This window comes from Pseudomonas sp. 9.2(2024), assembly GCF_039695385.1.
In the GTDB taxonomy this organism is placed as follows: domain Bacteria; phylum Pseudomonadota; class Gammaproteobacteria; order Pseudomonadales; family Pseudomonadaceae; genus Aquipseudomonas; species Aquipseudomonas paraglycinae.
This window is the reverse complement of the sequence record NZ_CP155585.1, coordinates 5,255,832-5,274,210: the sequence shown is the minus strand read 5'-3', so window position 1 is coordinate 5,274,210 and position 18,379 is coordinate 5,255,832. Positions and strand designations below refer to the sequence as shown.

Below are 18,379 nucleotides of genomic sequence, written 5' to 3'. Positions count from 1 at the left end.
GTGGGAATGCCGCCCAGGACGCTCTGCGTTCCTTCGCAAGCGTGACGCGGAGCGTCACAGGATGCATTCCCACGCAGAGCGTGGGAACGATCGTTACAGAGTGATCAAAAAAGCACCTTCGCTACATCCGCAAACTTCTTGGCGAAATGCACGGTAATGCCTTCCTTCAAGTAATCCGGCAGCTCTTCGAAGTTGCCGCGATTCGCCTCCGGCAGAATCAACTCGAAGATCTTCTGCCGCCGCGCCGCAATCACCTTCTCGCGCACTCCGCCAATCGGCAGTACATGCCCGGTCAGCGTCAATTCACCGGTCATCGCCACGCCTTTTTTCGGCGCCTGATTACGGGCGAGGGAGAGCAGGGCGCTGGCCATGGTCACGCCGGCGCTCGGGCCGTCTTTCGGTGTCGCGCCTTCCGGCACGTGCAGGTGGACGAAGGCTTCGTCGAAGAACTTCGGATCGCCACCAAAAGATTTGAGGTGCGAACTGACGTAGCTGTAGGCGATCTCCGCCGACTCCTTCATCACATCGCCCAGTTGCCCGGTCAGTTTGAAACCACGATTGAACGTGTGAATCCGCGTGGCCTCGATCGGCAAGGTCGCGCCGCCCATGCTGGTCCAGGCCAGACCGGTGATCACGCCGGTGCCGGACAGCACTTGCTCGTTGCGGAACACCGGATGACCAAGGGACGCTTCAAGGTCTTTCGGCCCGATCTTGATCACCGCTTTCGGATCGTCGATCAGCTTCATCACCGCTTTGCGCACCAGTTTGCCCATCTGTTTTTCCAGCTGGCGCACGCCGGCTTCACGGGCGTAGCCGTCGATCAAGGCTTTGAGCGCCGTGTCGCTGATGCTCAGGCTGCCCTTGGACACGCCGGCCTTTTCCAGCAGTTTCGGCCACAGGTGGCGTTTGGCGATGGCGACTTTTTCTTCGGTGATGTAGCCCGACAGGCGAATCACTTCCATCCGGTCCAGCAGCGGGCCGGGGATCGAATCCAGGGTGTTGGCGGTGCAGACGAACAGGACTTTCGACAGGTCCATCCGCAGGTCCAGATAGTGGTCGAGGAATTCGACGTTCTGTTCCGGGTCGAGGGTTTCCAGCAGCGCCGAGGCCGGGTCGCCCTGGTAGCTCTGACCCATCTTGTCGATCTCGTCGAGCATGATCACCGGGTTCATCACTTCGACGTCTTTCAACGCCTGCACGAGTTTGCCCGGCTGCGCGCCGATGTAGGTGCGGCGGTGGCCCTTGATCTCGGCTTCGTCGCGCATGCCGCCGAGGCTAAAGCGGTAGAACGGCCGACCAAGGGATTCGGCGATCGATTTGCCGACGCTGGTTTTACCCACGCCCGGCGGGCCGACCAGCAGCACGATGGAGCCGCTGATCTCGCCTTTATAGGCACCGACCGCGAGGAATTCGAGGATCCGGTCCTTGATGTCGTCGAGGCCGGCGTGGTGTTTGTCGAGCACCTTGCGCGCGTGCTTGAGGTCGAGTTTGTCCTCGCCGTACACGCCCCACGGCACCGAGGTTGCCCAGTCGAGGTAGTTGCGGGTGACCGCGTATTCCGGCGATCCGGTTTCGAGGATCGACAGCTTGTTCATCTCTTCTTCGAGGCGCTTCTGCACCTGCGTCGGCAGCACTTTGCCTTCCAGGCGCTGCTCGAACTGTTCGAGGTCGGCGCTGCGGTCGTCCTTGGTCAGGCCGAGTTCCTGCTGGATGACCTTGAGCTGTTCTTTAAGGAAGAACTCGCGCTGGTGCTCGCCGATCTTGCGGTTCACTTCGGCGGAGATTTCTTTTTGCAGGCGCGCGACTTCGACTTCCTTGCGCAGCATCGGCAGGACTTTTTCCATGCGCTTGAGCATCGGCACGCAGTCGAGCACTTCTTGCAGCTCATTGCCAGTCGCCGATGTGAGGGCGGCGGCAAAGTCGGTCAGCGGCGACGGATCGTTGGGGCTGAAGCGGTTGAGGTAGTTCTTCAGCTCTTCGCTGTACAGCGGGTTGAGCGGCAGCAGTTCCTTGATCGCGTTGATCAGCGCCATGCCGTAGGCCTTGACCTCGTCGGTCGGCTCGGTGGGCTGGTGCGGGTATTCGACTTCCACCAGATACGGCGGGCGATGGTGTTTGAGCCAGGTCTTGATGCGCACGCGACTCAGGCCCTGGGCGACGAATTGCAGTTTGCCGTTTTCGCGACTGGCGTGGTGCACCTTGACCAGGGTGCCGTATTGCGGCAACGCCTTGGTGTCGAAGTGGCGCGGGTCTTCCTGGGGTGTGTCCATGAAGAACAGGGCCAGGGAGTGGTGTTCGGATTTGCTGACCAGTTCGAGGGTTTCGGCCCAGGGTTCTTCGTTGACGATGACCGGCAGGACCTGGGCCGGGAAGAACGGGCGGTTGTGGATCGGGATGATGTAGACCTTGTCCGGCAGGTTCTGGCCGGGCAGGGCCAGGCCTTTGCCGGGGACGTGGTGTTCGATGTGTTCGGCGTCGGTTTCGGTGATGTCGTCGGGGTTCTCGGGGAATTCTTGCTGGTCGCTCATGGGGCACCTGCGCAATTGGGTATGGCTGTTAGATGGGGCAGGGTTTGGGTGGTTTCAATGGGGGTGGGTGTTTCTGCTTGTGTGTTCAGGGTTTTGACAGGGTTTTGGGGTTGGGCTTGGCGGCCTTTGGGCCGGCCATGCTGGGGATTTATCGAGTACATATCCGTTTCTTCGGGTGCGCCCGCTGGCGGTTTCGCCCTTACGGCGAGGCACTTTTTTCAAACGCCAAAAAAGTACCCAAAAAGGCTCGTCCCGGCGTTCGGCCCTCGCAGGCTCGGGTTCCTTCGCTCCGGCGTCCCTCCGGGGGCATCGACTTCGTCGATGAGTTCGGCTTCGCCAAACGGCGCTGCGCGCCAATCCCCGGATGAACACCTCCACTCAGCCTTCCGAAGGGACGGGTGGATCAAGATCAAGAGCTTTGTCGAGCTAACGCTCATCCTTGAGAGGTGTGGTTTGTGGGCTTTGCAAACTTGAGGTCGACTCGGACTTTCAGGTCGATGTACATCGATTGATCAACTCGGTCAGTCCCCTCTCCCTCCGGGAGAGGGCTAGGGTGAGGGCAGCGTCATGACTGACTCACCACAAGCCTGACTCCCGCAGAGACCTCATCAGCATTTATGCCGGATATCGACTGACCTCAACGTTATCCAGCACCCGATTCACCGCCAGTTCCGCCAGCATGATCACCTGCTGAATGCCCAGGATCCGGTGCCGCTGCGGCGTATCGACAAAAGCCGCTACATCACTGGCCATGACACTGGCGGTAGCCAGGGACTCACAGGCATGGGCCAACAGGCTTTCATCGTCCATGTCTGGCGAGACCTGGAACATCTGGCTCGGTCGGCGACCGGGGCATTTTTTGGGGATGGGATTGAAATGGTGGTCGAGCGCGCGTTCGGCGGCGTCGTGGAGTTTCTTTGAATCGGCGGATTCGTAGGGCGAGGTGTCGTTTGATTCGGGGGGATTGGGTGTTGGCTTTTTCATTTTTTACTCCTCAGGAATGGGTCCATTCCTCTAATTGCCGCGACGCAAAAAGAGGGGTGGCAGCTGTACGCGGGTTCGCGGACCGACCTGAGGCATTCGGCATACCCGAAGGTATCCCGCGCACAGCCACCATATACAAGCACTTGAGGTGCTGCTGTTAAGCGGCGGCAATTATGCCTCAGAAGTTGGGCCGCGACGCCCGTTCGCTGAATTTGCAGCGACCCCCAAAGCCTATCCACCCCATTTCCGACCCACAACCGACGCGACATGTCAGAAACATCCCCCGCAAACACCCCTTCTGTAGGACATAAACACCTCGTTTAATAAAACCGCAGCCCACAAAAAAAGGCGACACCCCTCACAGGGCATCGCCTTTTTCCTTACCGCCGCTAAAACTTATTCCGGCAGTTTGTACGCAATCACATAATCACCCATCTTGGTGCCCAGCGAGCCGTGACCGCCCACCACGAGCAGGACGTATTGCTTGCCGTCCTTGCCGGTATAGGTCATCGGAGTCGCTTGACCACCCGCGGGCAGACGCGATTTCCACAGTTCTTTACCGGTGTTCACGTCGTAGGCGCGCAGGTACTGGTCGAGGGTGCCGCTGAGGAAGCCGACGCCGCCGGCGGTGACGATCGAGCCGCCCATGCTTGGCACGCCCAGGGTGAAGCCGATCGGGATGGGCGAGCTGTCGCGGCTGGTGCCGTTTTTGCGTTTCCAGACGACTTTGCCGGTGGTCAGGTCGATACCGGCGACGTAGCCCCAGGCCGGGGCCTGGCACGGTACGCCCAGTGGCGACATGAACGGGTGCATGATCACCGCGTATGGCGCGCCGGTGTTTGGCTGCACGCCAGCGGTTTCGCTCTCGCGTTTGCTGCCGGCCGCGACTTGCTCGCGTGGCACCATTTTCGAGACGAAGGCCATGTAGTTCGGGCTGGTGAACAGCATCTGGCGAACCGGGTCGACCGAGACGCCGCCCCAGTTGAACACGCCGACGTTACCCGGATAGATCAGGCTGCCCTGTTCCGACGGAGGCGTGTATTGGCCTTCGTAGCGCAGTTCCTTGAACTGGATGCGGCACAGCATCTGGTCGAACGGGCTGGCGCCCCACATGGCTTTTTCGGTCAGTTCCGGGGCCAGCAGGTTCAGGTCCGAACGGGCCTGGGTCGGGGCTGTGTGGTCGCCTTTCACGGCGCCTTGCGGAACCGGGATCTCGCGGATCGGGATGATCGGCGTGCCGTCGCGACGGTCGAGGACGTACAGGCTGCCCTGCTTGGTCGGGGCGATCAGCGCAGGTTTGATGCCATCGGCGGTTTTCATGTCCAGCAGGGTTGGCTGGCTGCCGACGTCCATGTCCCACAGGTCATGGTGGGTGAACTGGTAGTTCCAGCGGACTTTACCGGTGGCCAGGTCCAGAGCCACGACGCCGGCGCTGAATTTCTCGGCGCCCGGGGTGCGGTCGGCGCCCCACTGGTCCGGGGTCTGGTTGCCCAGTGGCAGGTAAACCATGCCGAGTTTTTCATCGACGCTGGCCAGCGACCACATGTTGGCCGAGTTGCGGCTGTAGGTTTCGCCCGGTGCCAAAGGCTCGGTGGCGTCCGGGTTGTTGCTGTCCCAGTTCCAGACGAGGTGACCGTCGCGTACGTCGTAGGCGCGGATCACGCCGGACGGTTCGTTGGTCGACTCGTTGTCGGTGACGTGACCGCCCATGATTACCAGATCACGGGTGATAGCGGCAGGCGAAGTCGAGTAGTAACCACCGGCGGTGAACGGGCCGATGCCCTGGGTCAGGTCAACCACACCGTTGGTGCCGAAGCCTTCGCAGATCTTGCCGGTGTCGGCGTTCAGTGCGATCAGGCGAGCGTCGGCGGTCGGCAGGTACAGGCGACGCGGGCAGGCCTGGGCGACGGCTTTGCCAGCCTCGGAGACGACGGCGGACGCAGCGTTTTCAGACTTGGCGTAGGCGGCTTCGTCGTAGTACGACACGCCACGGCAGGTCATGTGGGCGAAGCCCTTGAAGCCGACCGGGCTCTTGATCTGCGGGTCGAAGCGCCACAGTTCCTTGCCGGTGTCCGGGTCCAGCGCCAGCACTTTGCTGTGCGCGGTGCAGGCGTAGAGCATGCCGTTGGCTTTCAGCGGGGTGTTTTCGTTGGTCAGCTCGACCGGGTCATCGGCGGTCGGCAGGTCGCCGGTCTGGATGCGCCAGGCTTCCTGCAGCTTGCCGACGTTGGCGGGGGTGATCTGCTTCAGTGGCGAGTAGCGGTCACCGAATTCGGTGCGGCCATAGGCCTGCCAGTCGCCATCAGGCATGGCTGGCGCGGTGCTGGTGGTGTCGGCGGTCTCGCGACCCAGTTCGCCAAAGATTTCGCCCGGATGGGTGAACAGGCTGGCCAGGGCGGTGACGCCGGCCAGAATCACGGCCACGGTCAGGCCGCCGGTGCCCATCGGCGCCGGGCCTGCGAGCAGCAGCGGGCGACGGAACCACGGCAGCAGCATCACGAAACCGAGGACAAACCACAGTGCCAGGCGCGGCACCAGTTGCCACCAGTCCAGACCGACTTCCCACAGCGCCCAGACGGTGCTGGCGAACAGCACGATGGCGTACAGGCCCAATGCTGCGCGACGACGCATCAGCATCAGAATGCCGGTCAGCGTGATGCCGATACCGGCCAGCAGGTAATACAGCGAGCCGCCGAGCGTACTCAGCTTGATTCCCCCGGCCAGCATGGCCAGGCCCATCAGCAGAAGCAGAATGCCGAGCAGGTTCGGCAGAAGACGGCTTCGACTCGAAGCACCTTCAGTGCTCATAGTGTGGTTCTCCGTGACGTTTCAAGTAGTCCCGCGCTGTAGTCACTGTAGATGACGATCGGGCGCGGGCATGGTTCAGATAAAAACTTGTCTTGCTATCGAATTTCATCTGCAGGCCTGAGCGGCCTGCATTGGGTCAGAACGACGACTGGATCTTGATCCCGCCGATCAGCGCGTCGTCGACCTTGTCCACACCGCCCGGATGGCGGATGTATTGCAGGTTCGGGCGCACGGTCAGCCAGTTGGTGACGTGCACGCCGTAATAGAGTTCAGCGCTGTATTCGGTGTCCTGCGGCGGCAGGAAGGACGGATCGTAATAGTCGTAGACGGCGCGGGCCTGGTTGGTCGCCTCGGCGTTCTTGCGATAGGCCGGGTTGACGTGGACGCGGGCCAGGGCGAAACCGATGTCGTCCTTGGCGCGGGCGTCGAACAGGCCTTTGTAGACCACGCCGGCCTGGACGTAGTTGTCGATGGCGTTGGTTTTCTTGTCGTGCATCGTGCCGTTGGCGAACACGCTCAGACCACGGGAATTGTCGCTGGCGACGCTGGTGACCTGCTGCTGCACGCCGAGCCACACGCCGTGTTTGCTCGAAGCGCTGCGATAGGCTTCGCCGCTCAGCGCGGCCGGCTGGCCGTTGCTGTCTTTATAGGCGTCGGTGGCCTTGGCGTTGCTGTAGTAGTAACCGGCGCGGTATTCGCCTGGCAGGCCGTTGAGCTTGGGCTTCCACACCAGTTCGATCGGCAGGATCGCGCCTTGGGTGCCGCTGCCGCTGAGCTTGAAGCCGTTACCGCGATCGAGGTTCGACGGGTTCTGCTCGTAGGCGCCGACTTGCGCATACAGCTCCGGCGTCAGGTGATATTTGACGCGCAGCGCCCATTGGCTGACCGGCCAGTTGTACCAGATGCCGCCGACCCAGTTGCCGACTTGCGAGCCGCAGAACGCCAGGTTCTGGAAGTCGCACGGGAAGGTGTTGAAGTCTTCGCCTTCGCCGAAGCGGCCGACCTTGATATCGAGCTTCTGGTCGAAGAATTTCTGCTGGTACCACATCTGCGTCAGGCGGGTGGTCTGGCCACGGCCCCAGACTTCCTGGGCCGAGGTGAAGCCACCGACGCGCGGGTCGTTGATGCGGTCGTTGCTGATGTTGTTGCCGCTGCGCTTGGTCACGGTCAGTTGGAATTCAGCGTCGTTCCAGCCCAGCAGTTTTTGCAGGTCCAGATGAGTGCCGAGGCCCCATTGGTCGCTGTAGCGCGCGGTGCGGTCGTGGTCGTAGCCGCCGTGCAGGTTGCTGCCCATTTCGCCGGTGTAGTCGAGCTTGAAGTCGATACCTTTTGCCGCGAGTTCGTTGCGGGTGCCGTTCCAGTCACCGAGCATCCACGGTGATTCACTGTCGAAGGCCGGGGCGGCCTGGGTGCAGGTGGCGAGGCCAAGGGCGGTGCAGCCGCCGATCAGGCGCAGGGTGGAGATAGCGCTGTCTCGGGAGAACGGAAAATCGGGCATGAATAGGGTCTTTCTTGATCTTTTTGGGGGATAAGCTGGCCGCTACGATTTGACGCAGGCAGTGAAGCGATTCAGTAGAAGGGCGGCAGGATAATGTCCTGTTACAAAAACACAAAGTGCTTTTGCAGACATGAACCCTTTCGGATTCGGTAACAGTGCGGCAATACAGCGCATTGCGGGCGTTGGCGCAGGCTGCGATCTTCTCCGGTTGGCCTACATTTAACCCAAGGCCTTCCACCCGCCCATGCCCTCGGCTAAGGTGCGCGGCTTCTGCATTTTCACTTCGCCCAAAGGCCCGGCATGAACGACCACAATCCCGATCCGCTGCACGGCGTGACCCTCGAACAGATCCTCAATGCACTGGTGACCCACTACGAATGGTCGGGCCTGGCCGAGCGCATCGACATCCGTTGCTTCAAGAGCGATCCGACCATCAAGTCGAGCCTGACCTTTTTGCGCAAGACGCCATGGGCGCGGGAGAAAGTCGAGCGGCTGTACGTGAAACTGATGCGCACCAAGCGACCGCTCTGAGATGGACGCCGTATGGCGGCGACGCCTGATTACTTCGGCCGCGGTGCTGGGCTGGGCCGGGCTGGGGATTCAGCTGTACCTGATTTTCTTCGCACGCCTGAGCGTCGGCGCCAGTCTGCTGGGCGGGCTGGTGAGTTTTTTCAGTTACTTCACCGTGCTCACCAACACCCTGGCGGCGGTGGTGCTGACCTGCACGGTGACGGATCGCGAATCCGCTGCACGGCGCTGGTTTCTGCAGCCTTGGGTCAGCAGCGGGATTGCCGTCAGTATTGCGTTGGTGGGCCTGGCTTACAGTATTTTGCTGCGGCATCTGTGGCACCCGCAGGGCTGGCAATTTATCGCGGACGAATTGCTCCACGACGTGATGCCGCTGCTGTTTCTGGCTTATTGGTGGCTGTGTGTGCCGAAGGGCACTTTGCGTCTGAAGCACCTGCCGCTGTGGCTGATCTATCCGCTGGTGTACTTCGCCTATGCGCTGCTGCGCGGGCATTTGCTGGGGGCTTACGCCTATCCGTTCATTGACGTGGCGCTGCTGGGTTATCCACAGGTGTTCATCAATGCCGGGGGGATTCTGCTGGGGTTTGTGCTGATTGCGTTGCTGGTGATCGGGATTGATCGCTGGCAGGGGCGGCGCCTTTAGCAGCGCCGCCGCTCGTATTCACTCTTCTTCGGAGCCTTCGGCGCGCCAGTAACCGACCGCTTTGACGAACTTCTCGTCGAGTCCGTGCTCATCGAGCAGCACCCGACGGATCTGCCGCGAAACCTTGGTCTCGGTCGCCACCCACGCATACAGATTGCCCTTGGGCACCTGCAATTGTTTGACGGTCGTCAGCAGGTTGTCCTTGCCGCCCTCGCGCAGTACCCAGATCACATTGACCTGCGCCGCGCTTTCCAGGGTTTGCTGCTCCTTGCCGTTTTCCACTTCGATCACTACCAGCGCCTTGCGATTGGCCGCCAGGCCTTCGAGGCGGCGGGCGATGGCGGGCAGGGCGGTTTCGTCGCCGATCAGCAGGTAGCTGTCGAAAATGTCCGGCACGATCATCGAGCCACGCGGGCCGCCGATGTGCAGGAACTGCCCCGGTTTGGCCTGCTCGGCCCAGGTCGAGGCAGGGCCGTCGCCGTGCAGGACGAAATCGATGTCCAGCTCTAGCTTGTCGAGGTCATAACGACGCGGGGTGTAGTCGCGCATCTCGGGCATCGGTACGTCGCTCTTGCCGGCACCCAGCACCAAAGTTTCCAGCGCGGCGGCCTGTTCGGCGTTCTGCGGGAACAGCAGTTTGACGTGATCGTCGGTACCGAGGCTGATGAAGCCTGCAAGCTCCGGCCCGCCGAGGGTGATGCGGCGCATGCGCGGAGTCAGGTCGACCACTCGCAGCACTTCCAGGCGGCGACGTTTGATTTCATGCATGACGCGGTGAATGGTTTGGGTATCGACTGCGGTCATTCGGCTTTCTCCGGGGCAGATTGAACGGCGGGGCCGTCGACGATGGCTTTGGCGGTGTCATTGAGCAGGTCGCGTACGCGCAGGATTTCTTCCGGGCTCCAGCGCCCGTGGTGCATCTGCAATGCGTGGCGCAGGTTGTGCACCGCTTCATGAATTTCCGGCGGCCGGTCGTGGCCGCGCAACGAGCGCTTGCTGACGTCGATGCGCATGCGCACGCCGTCCAGCGCCACCGCTTGTTCGCTGAGGGATTGGCGGCCGGCATCGGTCACCGCATAGCGCTTTTTGCCGCCCTCGGCATCGCCGGTGATCATTTCGCTTTCTTCGAGAAATGTCAGGGTCGGGTAGATCACGCCGGGGCTGGGGCTGTAGGCGCCGTCGAACATGGTTTCGATCTGGCGAATCAGGTCATAGCCGTGGCACGGCTGTTCGGCGATCAGCGCCAGCAACAGCAATTTCAGATCGCCCGGGGCGAATACCCGCGGGCCGCGACCGCCGCGCTCGCGGCCGTGGCGTTTTTCGAAGCCGTCACGGCTGTCGCCGTGGTCGCGGTGGGGGGAATGATGGTCTCTCATTTCAGTCTTCTCTCGTCGTTTTTAGATACAACTTAAGATATATCTTTACGGCTGGGCAAGAGCTTTTTGCCGCAGAGCTGACGAGTGGTCAGCGGTGAGCAAGACGCGCTGACGGAGGAACCGCCCTACCTGGTTGATCGAGACAGGAATAACCGGAAAGTTAAAGCTATCACTCTATTAATGCTTGAGCGTATATTCTAAAAAGATTAGAAAGTGCTGGCTGGTATTGTCGAAACTGCTGTAACGGTTTTTGTAAATAACTGTAGGTAGGGAATGCCTTACAGTCACTTTTGTATATTCTGATTTTTTGATGTTTTTTCTTTCATGTTGCGAGGTTGTTTAACTACAAGTTCGTGGGAAGTTGCCTGCTTACATTCTTGAGACAAGGGTTGATCATGCCCCGGCATTGAACTTCCATGTTTTCGGTACTTATCGACCGGTATGACATGAACTTCAATGTTTCGATTCCCTTAAAAAGAAAACAGGTACTGACCGATGTTCAAGAAAATCGCAATCACCGCTTCTCTCGCTGCCCTGGCCCTGAGCTCGTCCGCGGTCTTTGCCGCCGGTGAAGCCCGTCACTCCATCAGCCTGATCGCCCACGTACCGACCAACGGTTTCTACGTGGTGCCGACCGACTCCGATCTGGTCAACAAGGATCAGGACATGAGCTTCCAGCCAAGCACCGGCAAGATGCGTGAAGTCAATGGTTTCTTCGACGTGCGCAATAACAACGGCTCGGTTCATGCCAGCCTGGAAAGCCAGCCAAAACTGATCGCCGGCAACACCGCCATCGACCTGCAAGTGCTGTTCAACAACAAGGAACTGACCCTGACCCCGCAAATGGTTGTGGGCGAGTCGGAATCCGACGTCAACTTCCGCGCACCCCTGAAGATCAGTGCCAAGGGCAGCAACTTCCAGCCGGGTGATTACACCGGTGTTGTCGCCATGACCTTCGACGCCGTGCCGCCGATCGGTGGTGGCAAGTAATCGGTTGATCCGCACTCAACGCAGCTTGCCAGAGTCGCGTTCCCCGGCGGGATAAACAGCCTTGTCTGTCCCGCCGGACTTCAACTTTTGTAAATCAGAGTACGAGTTCATGTTCCCGATGACACCCATCGCGGCTGCGCTTGCGCTGTTGTTTTGTGCCAGCGCAGCGGCCGCTTCCGAACCCGCCGGCACGACTCCGCGCAGTCTGTTGGCGCAGGCCAAAGGTTTGCCGGCGGATTTCGAAGAGCACTTTTTCGATGTGCCGCTGGCGGTGCGGGTCGAGCTCGATCAGCAACCGCTGGGGGAGGCCATGGTGGTGTTGTCCCGTGATGATCGCGTGACCTTGCTGGAATTCACCGACACCAGCGAAAACCGCTACACCCCCGCCGAACGCGAAAAGTGGGCGGCCTATCTCAAACCCGGCGTGCCGTTGGGCGCGTGCACCGGTTCGTGCCCCGATCAGGTGCTGGCGGTGCATTACAACCTTGAAAATTCGTTGCTCTCGATTCTCACCGAGAACGCCGAGCGTGACCTCGAAACCAAGCGTTTCTATGATCAACCCGAAGGTGGCAGCAGCGGACTGATGGTGCGCAACCAGCTCAACCTCAATGGCGGCCAGGATCAGGATCTGGGCGGGCGTTTCGGCCTTGAAGCCAGCGGCAGCCTGGGCAACTGGAGCCAGACCTTCAACATGCAAATGGCTCGCCTCGGCGGCCCGGACGAGAAGCTCTATCACGCCGTCCACGAGCTCTACACCCAGCGCGAACTGCAAGGCAATTTCTTCCGCCTGGGCTACTTCACCCCCAATTCCGAAGGGCTGACCCGCCAACCGCGCACGTTTGGCACCAGCCCTGATACCGCCGTCGGCGTGATGTACGGCAGCTCCGACAGCCTGGCTATCAACAACGCCGCGCCCAGCGTCTACCCGATCTACGTCACCGCCAATCGCCAGGGCTCGGTGGAGATCTGGCGCGATGGCCTGCTGATCAACACTCAATCGATACCCGCCGGTTTGCAGACCCTCGACACCCGGCCGCTGCCCGGCGGTATTTACGAGGTGGAGGTACGGCTGATCGAAGACGGCCAGATCACGTCCAGCACCCAGGAGTTGGTGTACAAGCCCAGCAACTGGCGCAACCTCGACGAGCGCTGGCGCTACAACCTGTTTGCCGGCGAAGAAAAGAAACTGCTGAGCAACTGGGATCAACAATCCAGCGGCAGTCCTACCGCCGGTGCCTCGCTCAACTATCTGTTGCACCCGCGAGTCATCCTTGGCCTGTCGGCACGGCAGATCCGCGAAAAGCTGCAATACGGCACGTCCATCGACTGGACCCTGGCCAATCACATCAGCCTGTATGCCAACGTCTACAAGACCGAGGATCACGGCACCGGTCTGGATTTGCAGAGCCTGTACAACTACGGTTCCGGCAGCCTGGTGATCAGCCACAACCGCAGCTGGCTCGACACCACCGACCAGTACGAAACCCTGCCGGACGGCACCCGGGTGCGCCAGCGCAATGTGTTCATCGGCGAAACCAGCAACTCGTCGCTGGCGCTCAACCACCGGCTCAACAGTCGCAATTCGCTGAATGCACGGGTCTCCCACAGCGAGGGCAATGTTGAAGGCGTCGGCGTGGATCTGGGCTGGACCCGGCGCAGCGAGCTGTTCGGCAATGACGCCAACTGGCGTCTGTCCTTGTTCGACCGGCCGGGCAGTTTCAGTAGCGGCGACGCGCGTAACCGCGGGGTCGATTTGAGCCTCAACATGGCACTGGGCGCCCCCGGCGAGCAGATCACCGGCAGCATCGGTTCGCGCACCGACCGCGATGGCGGCCGCGACAACAACGCCTCCATCGGCTGGCGCAAGGACCTCAAAGGCCACGTGCTGCAGAACGTCTCGGTCACCGCGCTGACCGACACCTACGGCATCGGAGCTTCGGGCCTGGCCAACTTTCGAACCGATACGGTCAACGGCGACGGCTTCATCCAGCGCTCGTCCTACAACGGCAATTTCACCGGCGGTCTTAACCTCGACAGCACACTGGTGGTCGGTGGTCAGCAGATGCTCATGACCAGCGAGTACGAAATGCGCGGGGCGGGGATGATCGTCGATGTCGAGTCGGATATCGAAGGTATTGCCTTGCGCGCCGACGACTTCAGCGGTGGCAGCGCCGCGCTGAAACCGGGGCGCAACTTCATCCCGATCACTGCCTATCAGAACAGCTCGGTGAGCTTCGACTTTGAGGGCAACAACGTGCCCGCCGCCACCATCGAACCGGCGCGCACCCGTTACCACCTGAACAAGGGCGGCGTGGACTACCGCAAGATCCGCGTGATGAAAACCCTGACCGTGCTCGGACGGCTGGTCAACGAACAGGGCCAGCCGCTCAAGGGGCATCACGTGATCAACCACGCCAGTCGTGGGGTCACCGAAGTCGACGGCTTCTTCTCGATGGAAATGAACGCCGGTTCGCCAACCCTCGAGGTGCGCCAGGATAACCGCCTGCTGTGCCAGTTCCGCCTCGACGCCGATCAGCATCGCAGCGAAAACAACGTGTTGATGATCGGGGATCTGCGTTGCACGCCGGACACCCTGGCCGATACAACCATTACCGATCAGAAGGCGGGCTGAGCGTGAAAAAGCTGACCAGATATTTGAGCTTGTTCGTTGCGCTGAGCCTGCCGCCGGTCGAAGCGGCAAATCAGGAAATCCGCGCGCTGTTTCAGCCGGATCCGACACAGCCAAGCAAGAACGTCTTCATCAACAAGACGCCGAACAGCGGTTATTGCGCAGATTACCCGGACGAGTGCGCCCATCAGGGCATGTTCAGTCTCCGGGTACCGATCCGCTTCTCGACGTTCACGCCTATGTTTTCGACCAATGGCGTGTGGGTGAAGGTGCCCGCGGATTGGCGAGTCGTGAATGTCATCAATCAGCAGACTCAGCAGACTCATCCGGTGGAGGTTCGGATCAGCGGGATCGGTTCGCGATATCGCTTGAGCAAGCCTGTCACCGAACTCACGGGCGAGCCAAACGAAGCGGAGGCGCATCGTAAATTGTGGGTGGGCAGTTCGTGGGTTTATGCCGCGCCTCCATGCGAATACAGCGGAGTCGGCTTTCCGGGCGCCACCACTTACCAGTTTTTCTGGAAGACCCCCGTGCTGGGCAGCTGTAACAAGGTGGCACTCTTCGACATCGGGCATATGGAATTCGAGTATCTGGATATCGCCTACGAATTGCGTACTCCCAATCCGTTGAGCATGGCGACCGGTGTGTACACCGGTTCACTGCCCTACAGCGTCGGCCCCGGCAGCGCGGATTTCAACATGGGGCCTTTCTTTCGGGCGGATGACGCCAACCTGACTCTGGATTTTGTGCTTGATGTGCAGCACGAACTGAAAGTCAGCCTGCCACCGGGCGGCGACAAGGTCACCATGGAGCCGCCCGGCGGCTGGCGCAGCTGGATCGAAACGGGGCGTATGCCCACCGATATCTATCGCGATCAACTGTTTCACATATCGGCCTCGTCGCGCTTCAAGGTGATGATGATCTGTAACTCACTGGGTGGGTCTGAATGCGGCATTGGCAACAATGAAGTGGGCTTCTCCAAGTTTGAGGTCAGGCTCACGCTACCCGCAGGCATCGTCGGTCCGGGTAACAGTGACGGCTGGTCCGGAACGTTGATGCACAACACCTGGCTCGGTCCGTTCGAGCCCACCCGCTACGTCGATCGCAAACCCGGCAACCTGCGCTTTCAGATTCCGCGGCGCTGGATCGAATCCCTGCTCAAGCCCGGCATGAACGGCACGCTTTGGGGCAACGTCACCGTCATTTTCGACTCGGAAGTATGAAACTCCGGGGCAGGTCATTTTTCATTTTCATGAGGTTGAGTTCCATGACTCGAATGTTTTTGCTGTTGCTGTCCGGGATGTTCTGCATGACGGCCCATGGCGGGCCACAGATCAATGTCGGCACGGTGTACGACTATCTCGACGGCGACAAAAGTACCTATCTCAAACGGGTCTTCAACAGCGGTGACAGCACCGCGTTCGTCAAGATCAACGTGCTGGAAATCGTTTATGACGCCGATGGCAAGCCGCAGGAAATTCCCGTCGCCAATGCGGATGACGGCGCTTCGCGCAATGGCGTGATGGCCAGCCCGGCGCGTTTGATCGTACCGGCGCAGGGCGTTCAGGGCACGCGCTTGCTGTACATGGGAGAGCGGGATCGCGAGCGCTATTTCCGGGTGCGCTTCGTGCCGGTGGTGCCGGAAAAGGAAGATGAGTTCGTGGTGTCCCAGGATGAACGCGAAGACTACAAAAAGTCGCTGTCGGCCGGGGTCAACGTCATGACGGGCTTCGGCATCGTGTTCTTCGTGCGGCCCAAAGATGCGCGTTTCGCCACGGTGATCAACGACAGCCCGGAGCGTTACGAGATCCGCAACGACGGCAACACGGTGATGGTGGTCGACGAGTTCAAGAACTGTTCGCTGAGCGATGAAAGCGATTGCGGCGCGACTACCAAACATCACGTCATGGCTGGCAAAAGCTTCGCATTCGACAAGGAAGCCGGTCGCGAATACCGCTTCAAACTGGTTGAAGGCGATAACAAGAAAGACCTCAGGGTGGCACGCCGCTAAGGCCTGCACCAATGACGCGCCAGGTATCGATCATGAACAAGCAATGCGCCATTGCCGCGCTGATGGCTTTAACCGCACTGACAAGTGTCCCGGGCTGGGCGGCTCGGGAGGAGTTGAACTTCGAGGTGTTTCTGACCATCCCCAGTCGCGCCTTTTACATCATTCCGGCAGAGTCCGACTGGATTCACCGCCCGCAGCGGTTGCTCTGGGACTACAACACATCGACCTTGCGTGGCTTGCGCAAGTCGTTCGACGTGCGCCACGACAGCAGTGCCATCGAAGCGCGTCTGGAACGTACGGGCTCGATGTCCAACGGCCGGACGGGCGAGGAGATTCTGTTGCATGTGAAATTCAACGGTGTGGTGTTGAGTCAGGACACCCGCCCGCGTGAAGTGCTGTCCCAGGCCGAGGCGGCAGCGGGCAAGCGGGTTTTGCTGGAAATCGACCCCATCAAACCGCTCGGCGGATTCAAACCGGGGGAGTACGACGGCACGGTGATGTTGTTGTTCAACGCCCGGGCACCGGGAAGTTGATCGCGCACCGTCATCCACGCAGAGGTTCCTGAGATGATCAAGCAAGTCGCTATCGCGCTGTGCCTGGGCCTGCCGGCGTCGGTTCATCCGGCAGTGTTCGCCGCCCGGGAAAAACATACTTTCGAGGTGTCGGTAGACATCCCGACCCTGGGTTTCTACGTGATTCCCAGCGAAGCCGACTGGATTCATCGCGAGCAGACCCTGCCATGGGATATCCACAGCTCGACGTTGCTCGGGTTGCGCAAGAGCTTCGATGTGAAAACCGACGGCAGTGCCATTGAAGCGCGGCTCGAGAGTTTCCCTTACCTGACCGCCGGTGGCGATTCACGCGACAACATCGTGTTGCATGTCAGTTTCAACGGCAAGGATCTCACTCAGGACCCGACGCCCCGGGAGGTGGTGTCGGCCGAGGAAGCAATGGCGGGCAGTCGCGTGCAACTGGAAATCGTCCCCCGCGAGCAACCGGGCGGCTACAAGCCGGGTGAATACAACGGCACCGTCAATATCGTGTTCAACGTGGCGGCGCCGACAGGATGAACAGCGCACGCCGGACAAGGACAACCGACCTGACAGGCAAGGAAACAGCCAATGGTTTCAGCTGTAAGCAAGTGCTCAAGGATCAGTGCGTTTTGCTTTTGCGGGAGTATTTTTTCCGCGCCAGCGCTGGCAATCACTCAGGAGATTCGCGCCACCTACGTTCCCGATCCCGCCAACCCGCAGAGCAACGCATTCATCAACCAGACGCCGCAGAGCGGCTACTGCGGCCAATACCCCAATGACTGCCGACGCTACAACCTGATGGGGGTTTCGCTGCCGCTGCGCTTCACCTCGGTGCAGGCCATTCGGCCGGAAAGCGCCGAGCGCGATGGCGCGATGTTCAGGATGCCGGCGCAGTGGCGTGGCCTGACGGTGCGCAATATCGTCACCGGTGAAGCCGAGACGGTAGAGGTGCGGATCGGCGGATTTGGCTCGCGTTATGTCCTTAGCGATACGGCAAGTAACCTGACCGGTGTCTCGGGCGAATATGAGTCACATAACGCGCTTTGGGTCGGGAGGGGGTGGGGCTGGGCGCCCAGACCTTGTGAAGACGGGGCAATGGCCTCATACGGACCGGAGTTTTACCGGTTTTTCTGGTTCACGCCGTCCGACGTCGTGTGCAGCAAACCGTCCGCGTTCGAAATCCCGTGGATGACTTACGATTATCTCGACGTGGCCTATGAACTTCGCACACCGAACCCGCTGGGCATGTCGGCGGGAATTTACGCCGGTGAGCTCACCTATGGTGTGGGTCCAGGTCAGGACATCGATGCCGGCAACAACCTGTTGCCTGATACCTCCAGCCTGACTTTCCGGATTCTTCTCGACGTGCAACATGTGCTGAAGGTCGATATCCCGCCCGGCGGCAACAGAATTGCGCTGGTACCCCAGGGCGGCTGGCAAGCCTGGCTGCAGCAGGGCAGTAAACCGACCCGGTTGTTTCGCGACCAGACCTTCAATATTTCGGCGTCCTCACGCTTCAAGATGTACTTCGAATGCGAGTACGCCGCCGTCGGCTCCTGCGCATTGCGCGACACGGTCAGCGGAGCGACCGACGCGCAGGTTTTCCTGAGCGTCAGCCTGCCCGACAGCATTGCCGACATGGCGGGCCACCCGGTCAAACGCCGTCCATTGAGCAACAGTCCCGATGCCATGGCGTTCCAGCCGACCCGCTTCATGCAACGCGCGCCGGCCACGTTGCACTTCGAGATTCCGGGTGCCCATGTCGAACAGATGCTCCAGCCCGGGAAAGGCAAACGCTACGTCGGCAACGTCACGGTGATCTGGGATTCGGAGGTCTAGAACGTTGCAATG

Annotated in this window: 15 protein-coding genes; 9 read left to right on the top strand and 6 right to left on the bottom strand. The window is 60.5% G+C overall.

Going from position 1 to position 18,379, the window contains the following annotated elements; all coding sequences use genetic code 11:
- Positions 1 to 104: 104 nt before the first annotated feature.
- The 4 genes from lon to ABFB52_RS23655 form a co-directional block, all read right to left on the bottom strand.
- On the bottom strand, positions 105 to 2,528 hold the full coding sequence (gene lon / locus ABFB52_RS23670; RefSeq protein WP_102688177.1) for an endopeptidase La: 2,424 nt from the start codon (positions 2,526 to 2,528) through the stop codon (positions 105 to 107).
- 615 nt (positions 2,529 to 3,143) lie between these two features.
- Entirely contained in the window at positions 3,144 to 3,512 is a 369-nt protein-coding gene (locus ABFB52_RS23665; RefSeq protein WP_085745300.1) for a DUF6124 family protein, read from the bottom strand.
- 396 nt (positions 3,513 to 3,908) lie between these two features.
- Positions 3,909 to 6,320, bottom strand: a complete 2,412-nt coding sequence (locus ABFB52_RS23660; RefSeq protein ID WP_129974268.1) for a glucose/quinate/shikimate family membrane-bound PQQ-dependent dehydrogenase — start codon at positions 6,318 to 6,320, stop codon at positions 3,909 to 3,911.
- A gap of 136 nt (positions 6,321 to 6,456) precedes the next feature.
- Positions 6,457 to 7,818, bottom strand: coding sequence for a carbohydrate porin (locus tag ABFB52_RS23655; RefSeq protein ID WP_129974267.1), 1,362 nt, complete (start codon positions 7,816 to 7,818; stop codon positions 6,457 to 6,459).
- Between the two features lie 300 nt (positions 7,819 to 8,118).
- Here ABFB52_RS23655 and ABFB52_RS23650 point away from each other — a divergent pair, with 300 nt between their 5' ends.
- Positions 8,119 to 8,349: a VF530 family protein gene (locus tag ABFB52_RS23650; protein ID WP_007956650.1), complete on the top strand. Its 231-nt coding sequence runs from the start codon at positions 8,119 to 8,121 to the stop codon at positions 8,347 to 8,349.
- 1 nt (position 8,350) lies between these two features.
- Complete coding sequence (locus ABFB52_RS23645; RefSeq protein ID WP_129974266.1) at positions 8,351 to 8,989, top strand: Pr6Pr family membrane protein; 639 nt, start codon at positions 8,351 to 8,353, stop codon at positions 8,987 to 8,989.
- An 18-nt stretch (positions 8,990 to 9,007) separates the two neighbouring features.
- On the opposite strand, the gene ABFB52_RS23640 is transcribed toward ABFB52_RS23645, so the two are convergent.
- Complete coding sequence (locus ABFB52_RS23640) at positions 9,008 to 9,793, bottom strand: siderophore-interacting protein (protein WP_064383885.1); 786 nt, start codon at positions 9,791 to 9,793, stop codon at positions 9,008 to 9,010.
- Complete coding sequence (locus ABFB52_RS23635) at positions 9,790 to 10,365, bottom strand: PadR family transcriptional regulator (protein ID WP_011335784.1); 576 nt, start codon at positions 10,363 to 10,365, stop codon at positions 9,790 to 9,792. The genes ABFB52_RS23640 and ABFB52_RS23635 overlap by 4 nt, the downstream gene beginning before the upstream one ends.
- A gap of 495 nt (positions 10,366 to 10,860) precedes the next feature.
- On the opposite strand from ABFB52_RS23635, the gene ABFB52_RS23630 reads away from it, so the two are divergent.
- The 7 genes from ABFB52_RS23630 to ABFB52_RS23600 all read left to right on the top strand — a co-directional run bounded on the left by ABFB52_RS23630 (position 10,861) and on the right by ABFB52_RS23600 (position 18,367).
- Complete coding sequence (locus tag ABFB52_RS23630) at positions 10,861 to 11,355, top strand: CS1 type fimbrial major subunit (RefSeq protein ID WP_102687185.1); 495 nt, start codon at positions 10,861 to 10,863, stop codon at positions 11,353 to 11,355.
- Positions 11,356 to 11,464: 109 nt separating this feature from the next.
- A complete protein-coding gene (locus ABFB52_RS23625) occupies positions 11,465 to 13,987 on the top strand; it encodes a CS1-pili formation C-terminal domain-containing protein (protein WP_129974309.1) in 2,523 nt (840 codons plus the stop codon).
- Between the two features lie 2 nt (positions 13,988 to 13,989).
- A complete protein-coding gene (locus tag ABFB52_RS23620; protein WP_305955764.1) occupies positions 13,990 to 15,207 on the top strand; it encodes a hypothetical protein in 1,218 nt (405 codons plus the stop codon).
- Positions 15,208 to 15,251: 44 nt separating this feature from the next.
- Positions 15,252 to 15,995 (top strand): molecular chaperone, encoded by a 744-nt coding sequence (locus tag ABFB52_RS23615; RefSeq protein ID WP_129974308.1) that lies wholly within the window; start codon positions 15,252 to 15,254, stop codon positions 15,993 to 15,995.
- A 32-nt stretch (positions 15,996 to 16,027) separates the two neighbouring features.
- A complete protein-coding gene (locus ABFB52_RS23610; RefSeq protein ID WP_102687236.1) occupies positions 16,028 to 16,528 on the top strand; it encodes a CS1 type fimbrial major subunit in 501 nt (166 codons plus the stop codon).
- A 33-nt stretch (positions 16,529 to 16,561) separates the two neighbouring features.
- Positions 16,562 to 17,065, top strand: coding sequence for a CS1 type fimbrial major subunit (locus tag ABFB52_RS23605; RefSeq protein WP_129974307.1), 504 nt, complete (start codon positions 16,562 to 16,564; stop codon positions 17,063 to 17,065).
- Positions 17,066 to 17,116: 51 nt separating this feature from the next.
- Positions 17,117 to 18,367, top strand: coding sequence for a hypothetical protein (locus tag ABFB52_RS23600; RefSeq protein ID WP_129974306.1), 1,251 nt, complete (start codon positions 17,117 to 17,119; stop codon positions 18,365 to 18,367).
- Positions 18,368 to 18,379 lie beyond the last annotated feature (12 nt).